Raw genomic sequence first — 9,319 nt, forward strand, 5'->3', positions numbered from 1 at the left:
CTCCACCCCCACGCTGGGCTGCACCGCGACCCCGTGACCCCAACCGGGCCGGGTTGCCCCCGGCGGTCCCGACCCGGCCACAAGCGACGTACGGGTGGACAGCGTCACCCCGGCTGTCCGGGGTGACGCTGTCCACCGCCCCCCGCAAGGCAAAAGCATCGATCAGCATCACTTGAAATAGTTGTTAATGAAAATTAAAATGATTAAGGACCAGGGCATACCAACTCCACAGGGAGGAATCTCTTGCGCCTGATTCGCCTCCTCACCGCCGGCGCGACCGCGCTGCTGCTCGCCGTCACGGCCGCAGTCCTGCCCGGCGCGCCCTCGCAGGCCGCCGTCTGGTCGTCGTCCGACCGCTGGGGCACCTGGAGCAGCGGCGGCTACACCCTCTACAACAACGTCTGGGGCAACGGCTACGGCCCCCAGACCATCACGGCCAACTCCCCCAGCCACTGGTGGGTCTGGGCCAACCACCCCAACACCGGCGGCATCAAGTCCTACCCGAACGCCACCCGGTACATCGGCCGCCGGGTGAGCCAACTGGGCACGGTCACCAGCAGCTTCAACGTCACCGTCCCCACCAGCGGGGTCGCCTTCACCACGGCGTACGACATCTGGACCACCGACCACGCCCACGAGATCATGCTGTGGATGAACAAGTACGGCCCGGTGGGCCCGCTGGGCAGCTACCAGACCCGGGCCACCGTGGGTGGGCACACCTGGGACATCTACCGGGGCTCCAACGGCCACAACCAGGTCTACTCGTTCATCCGCACCAGCAACACCAACGCGGGTGCGGTCAACGTCACGGCGGTCGCCCAGTGGATCCGCAACCGGGGATGGTTCGGTGACGTGACCATCGGCGACGTGCAGCTCGGCTACGAGATCACCTCGTCCGCCGGAGGCAAGACCTTCACCACCAACTCCTTCTCCGTCACCCGCTGACGCATCGGCAGCCCGCCGGCACGGCAGACCGGCCGGCGGGTTCGCCCCGGCGACGCCGGGCCGCTGACACCGGACGGACCGGGCTCACCCGCCGCGGCGCGACCGGAGCAGCCCCACCAGCACCATCACCGCCACGCCGATCCCGACCAGCCCCACCCCGACCGTGGCCGCACCGGCCTTCCGACCACCCGCCGGCGCGGGCACCTCGCCGACGGCGGTCGCTGACGCCGACGGGGTCGCGGCCGAGCCGGGCGCTGGCGGGACGACCGTCCCCCCGGACACCGGCGGCGCAGCCCCCGACGCCAGCGGATGGCGCAGGACCGCCGGGCGGGTGCCGCGCGGCTGGTCGGCGGTCTCGGAGATGGTCAGCAGGGAACGGCCGTCGCGGCTGTAGGTGACCGACTCGCCCTGCGGCTCGTCGGACAACGGGACCACCCGCGGTGTGCCACTGGTCAACGCGGCGACCACGTCGCCGTCGGGGACGTCGTACTCGAAGGCGTCGGCGTAGGTGCGCAACACCACCCGTCGCCGGTCCGGGGAGGCCGCCGCGCCGGTGACCAGGCGTCGGCCGAGGAAGCCGTACGGGTTGGCCGTGGCGGTCACGGGTAGGCGCACCTCACCGACCCGGGACAGCGGCACGGTCTCCCCCGGGCGCGGTGGCGTCGTCGGTGCGTACAGTCCGGCGGCGCCGGCCTGTTTGGTCACGACCAGCGGCCGGCCGTCGTCGGTGACCAGTAGCGCCTCGGCGTCGTGCGGGCCGTCCGGGTAGGTCATCCGGTGCAGCACCGGCCGCCGCTGCCCCGGCCGCAACGTCCATACCGCGATGGTCTCGCGGCTGCGGTCGTTGTCGCCGATGTCGGCCACCCACACCGTGCCGTCGGTGGTCACCGCCAGGTCCTCCGGGTCACGCGGCCGGGAAGGGTAGCGCACGGTGCGTGTCACCGCGCAGCTCCGGTCGAGGTAGAAGATCCGGCGGTGCGACTCCTCGTCGCTGCCGTCGTTGACCGCGACGAAACCGTCGTCGGTGGCGGCCAGCCCGGACACCTCGTCCAGCCGCTCGTCGGCCACCCGGCACACCGGGGCCGGGGGCGACGCCGGTGCGGCCACCGCCACGCCGGGGGCGACGACGGCGAGGAGGACGCCGAGCAGGGTTGGCAGCCTCCAAGAGCGTGCCGTCGACACCGCGGTCCCCGACCGTGTCAGGTCGCGGCAGCGGGCGCGGGCCGGGTGGCCTGCCGGACGTGGCGGGCGATCACGGCGTACGTCTGCCGGGCCTTCTCGACGTCGCTCAGGTCGTAGGCGTGGTCGGCCTGCGGCACGTCGAGGTGTGCGACCAGCGCGCCAACCTCGCGTAGCCGCCGTGCGTACCGCTGGCCCTCGGCGCGGAGCAGGTCGTACTCGGTGGTGACGACCAGTGCGGGGGCGATCCCGGTGAGGTTCGCGGTGTCCGCCGGACCGGCGGGCGACACCAGCGGATCAGCGCGTACGGCCGGGTCCGGCACGTACGCGTTGTCGAAGACCTCCCCCATCCACGGTCGAAGCACGGGCCGTTCGACCACCGACCGCTTGTCTGCGGCGCTCGTGGTGAGGTCCAGCGGCGGGTAGTGCAACACCTGCAGCGCGATCGCCGGTCCACCCTGCCCCCACGCCTGGCGCGCCGCCGCCGCGGCGAGCGCGCCACCGGCGCTCTGCCCGCCGACGGTCAGCCGGTGCCCGTCCCACCCCTGGTCCGTACCGTGCTCGGCCACCCAGCGAAGCACCTCGAAGACCTGCCGTGGTGCGGCGGGGAACCGGTGCTGCGGCGCGACCACGTAGTCGACGTTGACGACAACGACCCCGGCCTCGGCGGCCAGGTACCGGCACAACGGGTCGTCGTACTGCATGCCTCGCATCACGTACCCGCCGCCGTGTAGGTTGACATGCACCGGCGGGTGCCGGTCCGGCACCGACGGGCGGTAGACGACGGTGGGCGCGGGCGCGATCGAGGTGGGGATCGTGAGCTGCCGCGTGGTGCCCGGGCAATCGGGGAAGACCTTGCGGCGCCGCCGGCCGGTCGTGCCGACCACCGTCGGGGCCAGCGCCTGCAGCAGCCGCGCCGCCACCGCGGCGACCCGTGGCCTGGCCAGAACGGACATGCGTCCTCCATCGACGTGGGAGCGGACGCCGCCCGAGGGCGGCACCAGTGCCGGCCGACGGGCACCGCCGGAACGCAGCCGCCGGACGCGCAGCAGGTCAACGCCGATGGTACGGCAGCGGATGCCGGCGCCGCTGGCATCCACGGCGCCGGCCACCACCGGGTGACTACGCCGACAGGCACCGCAGCTTGCCGAAGAAGGCACGAATGTCGGCCACGTGCGACTCGGGCACCTCCATGGCCACGAAGTGGCCGCCGGGGTTCCCCTCCGGCCAGTGGATGATGGTGTTGTCGCGCCCGGCGAGCCGCCGCATCAACGCCGACCCGCTCCCGTACACGCCGGACGGTACCCGCTTCTGCCCCTTGGGCCACACGAAACCACCGTCGTCGGCCAGCATGAGGCGCTGGTACATGGGCCACGACGACGATCCTGACGTGCCGGTGAACCAGGAGAGGCTCACGTTGGTGAGAATGTGGTCCGGGGCGATGGCCTGGTCGGGCGTCTCCACGTGGAAGCTGCTCGGGAAGCCGAAGCCGCCGTCGATGTGCACACCGACCACGTGCTCCGGCGCGACCCTCGCCACCGCCGGGGCAACATACGCGCCGAGGTCGTGCCGAGTCGCCGCCGTGGGCTCGCGGGTCGGTCAGCGGCCCGATCAGTTCGGTGAGCTCCACGATGGAGTTGGGCCAGCCGTGCGTCAGCAGCAGCGGCAGCGCGTCCGGCTCCGGTGAGCGTATGTGCAGGAGGTGCACCTCCAGCCCGTCGATCTCCGTGACGAACTGGGAAACGTGTTCAACCGCGCCTCGTGCCCACGCCGCGAACGAATGTTTCCGGACGTTCGAACCCTCGGGGCAGCGCGGTGGCAGTCCCGACCGGGGTGGAGCGGGAAGGTTCAGCCGGAGGCGGGACGTGGCGCCAGTCGGGCGGCGCGGGTTTCCAGGTAGCGGCGCTCGGTCAGGCTGGTGGTGCCGCGGGCGGCGCGGTGGTAGTACTCCCAGGCCTCCGGATAGTCGCCGGCCATCTCCAGCAGGTGTGCGCGGACCGCGTGCAGCCGGTGGTGGTCGGTGATCCGGTCGTCCGCGGCCAGCTCGTCCAGCAGGGCTAGGCCGGCCCGCGGTCCGTCGATCATGGCGACCGCCACCGCCCGGTTCAGGCTGGCCATCGGGTTCGGCGAGAGCCGCTCCAGAATCTTGTACAGCGTGTTGATCTGACGCCAGTCGGTCTCGCCGGTGCTGGGCGCCTCATCGTGCAGCGCGGCGATGGCGGCCTGCAACTGGTAGGGGCCGAGTGTCGAGCGGGTCATCGCGTCGGTGACCAGCGCGACGCCCTCGGCGATGCGACCGCGGTCCCAGCGCGAGCGGTCCTGCTCGTCGAGCGGAATCAGCTCGCCGTGCGGGCCGGTGCGGGCGGCCCGGCGGGCGTCGGTGAGCAGCATCAGGGCCAGCAGGCCGGCCACCGCGCCGTCGTCCGGCAGCAGACGGTGCAGCAGACGGGTCAGCCGGATCGCCTCGGCGGCGAGGTCGTCGCGCCGCAGCCGGTCGCCGGAGCTGGCGGTGTAGCCCTCGTTGAAGATCACGTACAGCACGTGCAGCACGACCCGCAGTCGCTCCACCCGATCCTGCCCGACCGGCATGATGAACTCGCTGCCGGTGGCTTTGATCCGCTGCTTGGCCCGGCTGATCCGGACCGCCATGGTCGGTTCCGGTACGAAGTAGGCGCGGGCGATCTCTGCGGTAGTCAGGCCGCCGACCGCGCGCAGCGTCAGCGCGACCTGCGAGGCCGGGCTCAGCGCCGGGTGGCAGCACAGGAACAGCAGGGTCAGCGTGTCGTCCCGGTCGGCCGGGGTGTCCTCGCCGGAGCCGGGCGACGTCCGATCCGAATCCCGGGCGGCCACCGCATCCTCGCGTCGGCGCCGGGCCTGTTCGCTGCGAATCTGGTCGACCAGGCGGCGGCCGGCGACCGTGGTCAGCCAGCCGTGCGGGTTGTCTGGGACGCCCTCGGTCGGCCAGCGTGTCGCCGCGGCGAGCAGCGCCTCCTGCACGGCGTCCTCGCTCAGGTCGAACTGCCCGTACCGGCGCACCAGTGCGCCGAGGGCTTGCGGCGCGAGCGCGCGCAGCAAGCCCTCGACGGTGGCGCGGTCGGCGCTCAAGCGGTCGGGCCGCCGGAGAAGATCACCTGGCGGACCTCGATGCCCAAGCCGTTGAACCGGGCGTCCGGGATCATCGCGGCCAGCTCCAGCGCGCGGTCCCTGCTCGCGACGTTGACCAGGTAGTAGCCGCCCAGGAATTCTTTGGCCTCCAGGTAGGGGCCGTCGGTGACGACCGGCACACCGTCGCGGACACGGACCACCGAGCTCTGGGACGGGTCGGCCAGCGCCTCGGTGCCGATCATCTCGCCGGACTCGCGGATCGTCTTCATGAATGTGCCGTGGCCGTCCATGATCTCCTGGCGCTCGGCGTCGGTCAGTTCCTCCATAATGGCCGGGTTGATGTGCATGATCAGCAGGAACTTCATGTCCGACTCCTCACCGTCGTGGCTCCCGGTCGGGGCCCCGTCATCGGGTGGTCGTCGCGGGCCGACCGCCCTTGACATGCCGACGGCGGGTTCAGCAGATCAGATGATTCTGCCGGTACGGGTCAAAATCCGTCGATCGGCTCCGACCTCCCGGTGACGATCCAAGTCTCACCACCGTTATCGCCATCACAGGAGGAACACGTGGCTCAGCTACTGAGAGTCCAGAACTTCAACGTCTCGAGTGACGGAATCGGTGCCGGTGAGGACCAGACCCTCGAGAGGCCATTCGGTCATGTCGAGCCCGGAAGGCTGTTCGCCTGGGCCGGCGCCACGGCGAGCTGGCCTATGCGCACCGACCCCGGGGGCAGCCGGGGTCTCGACGACTACCTCACGCGGGACTACGCCCACAACATCGGCGCCGAAATCATGGGCCGCAACAAGTTCGGTCCCCAGCGCGGGCCCTGGCACAACCACGAGTGGCGCGGCTGGTGGGGTGACGAGCCCCCGTTCCGCACCCCGGTGTTCGTTATGACCCACCACAAGCGTCCTTCGTTTACGCTCTCCGACACCACGTTCCACTTCGTCGACGGCGACCCTGCCAGGGTCCTCGAACAGGCCCGACAGGCGGCGCAGGGCAAGGACGTCCGACTCGGCGGCGGGGCTACCACCATCCGGCAGTTCCTCGACGCCGACCTCGTCGACACCCTGCACGTGGCGGTCTCGCCGGTAAAGCTCGGGTCCGGAGTACGACTCTGGGAGTCCCCCGATGAGCTGCTCGACCGGTTCCACCTGGAGGTCGTTCCCAGCCCGAGCGGGGTGACGCACCACCTGTTCTGGCGAAAGTGACCGGTCCTCAGGGCTGGCCCCAGCCGGCTGTTTGTCTCCCGGGGCTGCCCTGAGGCGGGCCGTCGAGCGATGGTTACTCAGCGTTACTTGCTGGGCTACGGCAGCTATACGAGAACCGGGCCTCCGACGCCTGCTGATCAACCGGGCCGTGCGGATTCGGGTCAGTCCTCGCCGGCACCGGGGTCGCGCAGGGGCCGCAGCGCGTCCGTGCCATGGGAGCGGACCATCGGGCACCTAACATAGAAATTTATATGATCATGGATCAGCGGGGAAAGCCAGGAGTGGATCTTAGGGAGACCGTCAGCCCTCCGGCTCCTAACTCCCTTACAGCAGCGTCCAGGTAGAGCGAATTCCAGAAGACAACGTATTGATCGCCACACCAAGCGCCCCGAGATGATTCTCCATCCCCTCGCGGTAGGCGTGGTGGATCTCGCCCAGGCGGCCGAAGAAAATGGCGCGGAAACGAGACCGACACCCCCGGAAAGGGTGTGTCCTGACAGCGTTACTCCTCGTCGCCGGCGTCGGGATCGCGCAGTGTCCGCCGGCCCTCGCCAAGTTCGGGCAGCTGGAATGAATAGTGTCCGTGGACGTTGATGTGCTTGCGTAGGTACGGCGAGAGCCGAGCCACGTCAGCGTCCAAAATCGGATACCCGGTGGCTCGTAGCTGCTTGATCGCGGTGTCGAGGTAGACGGTGTTCCACAAGGTGATGCAATTCAAGACCAGTCCGAGCGCGCCGTGCTGGTCCTCCATGCCTTCGTGGTACGCCCGGTACAGCTCGCCCTTGCGGCCGTGGAACACGTGCCGGCCGAGGTCGTAGCGGCCTTCCTGCAGGTTGCGCATCCCCTTGATCTCCCGCCGATACGGCAGGAGGTCAACGTAGGCCAGTACGTGCAGCGTCTTGAAGATCCGCCCCAGGTGGGCCAGGGCCTCACCGAGCTGGGTCAGGTTTCCACCGGCTTGCAGCATCCGCATCGCGTCGTACGCCGAGATGGTGCCAGTGTGGATGGAGGCGACGAGGCGCAGGATGTCCGGCCAGTGCCGGCGCACCCGAGCCAGGTCGATTCGGCCTCGGGCGGTGGCGTCCAGCGGCCCGTAGTCCGCGCTCGCGTTGATCCGCCACAGTTTGGTGTCCGGTAAATCGGCCAGCTGTGGGCGGTAGTCGAAGCCCAGCAGCCGCAGCAGCCCGAACACGATGTCGGAGTACGACCCGGTATCGGAAATGATCACCTCGGGTCGTTTGCCGCCGTCCTGGCTGTAGATGAGGTCGATGACGTGCAGCGAGTCACGCGGGGTGCCGGACACGACCCGCCCGGCCACGCCTACCGCCTGGTCGTTGACCAGGTTCAGCAGCGTGGTCCACGCCGCCGACCGAAGTAGTTCGGGTTCGGTCGAGCGTGGATGCTGCGCACCGGCACCACGAACCGGATCCCGTCGACTGCAGCGACCAGGCCACCACCACCCCACGCCTGCGCCAGGTCGACGTCGGCCTGGCCCTCGATCAGCGCGGCGTTCGCGGCGGCGAAGTTCTCCGACCGCAGGTAGTTCTGATCGACGTGGCTGATCCGGGAGCGGGTCAGCGGGCATGCCTGAGATAACCGGGGTGAAGCCGACGTTCAGGGCGTGGGCGGTTAACGCCGCCGCGACTGTGACGTGCAGATCATCCAGCCGGGTCTGGCCGCCGGAGACCGCGGTGAATGCCTGCACAAACCGTGTCTGCCAGGACATCACTTCCAGGATCAACTCGCCCATGTCGACCCTGGTCAGCATCGCCTCCAGGCGGCGGCGCAGGTCGACCAGGCTCGGTGGTTCCGCGATGGCTTTGACCTTCTCCGCGTGCAGCCGGCCGTCGGCATCGATACGGACCTCCCCGTCGGCGTCGCCGCCGTCGAGCCGGGGTCCAGGTCTATCGCAGAGGAACGTTTACGTGAGACCTCAGATCAAAATCATTCTCAGCGCTAACCGCTGTACCGATCTTCCTCAATCCCGGGACCGTTGGCGAGACAGCCCCTACGCCTCATGTGGTGTGCCGGTCGAGGAGGGTCAGGCCGGTTCGGGTGGGGTTGTGTAGCACGTTGTTGTGGTGCCTGCGGGTCGTGATCAGGCCTGCCTCGCGCAGCACGGTGGTGTGTTGGCTGGCCGCTGCCGATGAGATGTCCAGGCGGCGGGCCAGGGAGCCGGTGGTGCTCACACCGTCGGCGATGGCGGTGAGCACCGACGCGCGGGTGCGCCCGAGGAGGTTGGCGAGCGCCTGCGTCGATGTGCCGGTCGTCCAGATGTCCGCGGCGTGGTCGATGCCGAGCGGAGCAGGGTAGATCAAGAAGCAGTCGGCGGGATTCCTTGGGTCGTAACAGAGCAGCGGGGCTCGCAGGAAGAACGATGACACCAGTAGCAGCCCGTGCCCGTCGAGGGTGAGGTCGCCGTCGAACTGGTCGGGGGCATTGACGTGGAGGGTCGGCGGCTTCCACCGGATGTCCGGGTGCAGGCTCGACAGGAGACCGTCGACACCGCGGTCGAGCAGGATCGTGCCGCGTTGGGCGCGCTCGGCGTCGAGGTGCGCGCGTATGCGGTTCCAGTGTGGGCCGATGGCGACACGGTGGTAGGCCTCCACCACGGACAGCACCTCCTGCCGGACGGCGAGAGAGTCGACGAGCCCAGCGAGCACGGTCGGCACCCGGCCGTGATGCTCGGCGTAGAAGTCCAGTTCAGCCCGGACGGCCTGCCGGGGGCTGGCCAGGAACGTTTCGGCGCCTTCGGCCAGGTCGCGGCTAGGCCCGGCGAGCGTGACCAGGTCGAAGTATGGCAGTCGCGCGGGGGCGATCGCGGCCAGGACGGCGGACCGCGAGTCAAGGGCGCCACGCACACGACGCCTCCACCCGCC

At 69.9% G+C, this 9,319-nt stretch carries 10 protein-coding genes and 1 pseudogene; 2 read left to right on the top strand and 9 right to left on the bottom strand.

Features of this window, described 5'->3' with window-relative positions; genetic code table 11:
- The first annotated feature begins 243 nt into the window (after positions 1 to 243).
- The gene (locus E1193_RS27090) at positions 244 to 945 is read left to right on the top strand and encodes a hypothetical protein (RefSeq protein ID WP_243707923.1); all 702 of its coding nucleotides are present in this window, start codon (positions 244 to 246) and stop codon (positions 943 to 945) included.
- 84 nt (positions 946 to 1,029) lie between these two features.
- Here the strand turns inward: E1193_RS27090 and E1193_RS27095 are convergent, their stop codons facing one another.
- The 5 genes from E1193_RS27095 to E1193_RS27115 all read right to left on the bottom strand — a co-directional run bounded on the left by E1193_RS27095 (position 1,030) and on the right by E1193_RS27115 (position 5,594).
- Entirely contained in the window at positions 1,030 to 2,127 is a 1,098-nt protein-coding gene (locus E1193_RS27095; protein WP_243707924.1) for an esterase-like activity of phytase family protein, read from the bottom strand.
- A 17-nt stretch (positions 2,128 to 2,144) separates the two neighbouring features.
- Positions 2,145 to 3,080, bottom strand: a complete 936-nt coding sequence (locus E1193_RS33485) for an alpha/beta hydrolase fold domain-containing protein (protein ID WP_132186012.1) — start codon at positions 3,078 to 3,080, stop codon at positions 2,145 to 2,147.
- 166 nt (positions 3,081 to 3,246) lie between these two features.
- Positions 3,247 to 3,663, bottom strand: coding sequence for a hypothetical protein (locus E1193_RS33490; RefSeq protein ID WP_243707925.1), 417 nt, complete (start codon positions 3,661 to 3,663; stop codon positions 3,247 to 3,249).
- A gap of 309 nt (positions 3,664 to 3,972) precedes the next feature.
- Positions 3,973 to 5,229, bottom strand: coding sequence for a sigma-70 family RNA polymerase sigma factor (locus E1193_RS27110; RefSeq protein ID WP_132186013.1), 1,257 nt, complete (start codon positions 5,227 to 5,229; stop codon positions 3,973 to 3,975).
- Positions 5,226 to 5,594 carry a YciI family protein gene (locus tag E1193_RS27115; protein ID WP_132186014.1) on the bottom strand — a complete coding sequence of 123 codons (369 nt, stop codon included), beginning with the start codon at positions 5,592 to 5,594 and terminating at the stop codon, positions 5,226 to 5,228. The genes E1193_RS27110 and E1193_RS27115 overlap by 4 nt, the downstream gene beginning before the upstream one ends.
- Before the next feature lie 345 nt (positions 5,595 to 5,939).
- Here E1193_RS27115 and E1193_RS27120 point away from each other — a divergent pair, with 345 nt between their 5' ends.
- Complete coding sequence (locus E1193_RS27120) at positions 5,940 to 6,440, top strand: dihydrofolate reductase family protein (RefSeq protein WP_243707926.1); 501 nt, start codon at positions 5,940 to 5,942, stop codon at positions 6,438 to 6,440.
- A 502-nt stretch (positions 6,441 to 6,942) separates the two neighbouring features.
- Here the strand turns inward: E1193_RS27120 and E1193_RS32125 are convergent.
- The 4 genes and pseudogenes from E1193_RS32125 to E1193_RS27130 form a co-directional block, all read right to left on the bottom strand.
- Positions 6,943 to 7,791 (bottom strand): Tn3 family transposase, encoded by an 849-nt coding sequence (locus tag E1193_RS32125; RefSeq protein WP_279433396.1) that lies wholly within the window; start codon positions 7,789 to 7,791, stop codon positions 6,943 to 6,945.
- The gene (locus E1193_RS33870; RefSeq protein ID WP_347877049.1) at positions 7,785 to 8,018 is read right to left on the bottom strand and encodes a Tn3 family transposase; all 234 of its coding nucleotides are present in this window, start codon (positions 8,016 to 8,018) and stop codon (positions 7,785 to 7,787) included. Before E1193_RS33870 ends, E1193_RS32125 begins: the two co-directional genes overlap by 7 nt.
- A 10-nt stretch (positions 8,019 to 8,028) precedes the next feature.
- Positions 8,029 to 8,208, bottom strand: a pseudogene (locus E1193_RS33875) (Tn3 family transposase); the annotation flags it as partial.
- Positions 8,209 to 8,455: 247 nt separating this feature from the next.
- The coding region (locus E1193_RS27130; RefSeq protein ID WP_207922883.1) for a winged helix-turn-helix domain-containing protein at positions 8,456 to 9,319 on the bottom strand (864 nt) is incomplete at its 5' end.

The sequence above is a fragment of the Micromonospora sp. KC606 genome (assembly GCF_004348675.1).
In the GTDB taxonomy this organism is placed as follows: domain Bacteria; phylum Actinomycetota; class Actinomycetes; order Mycobacteriales; family Micromonosporaceae; genus Micromonospora.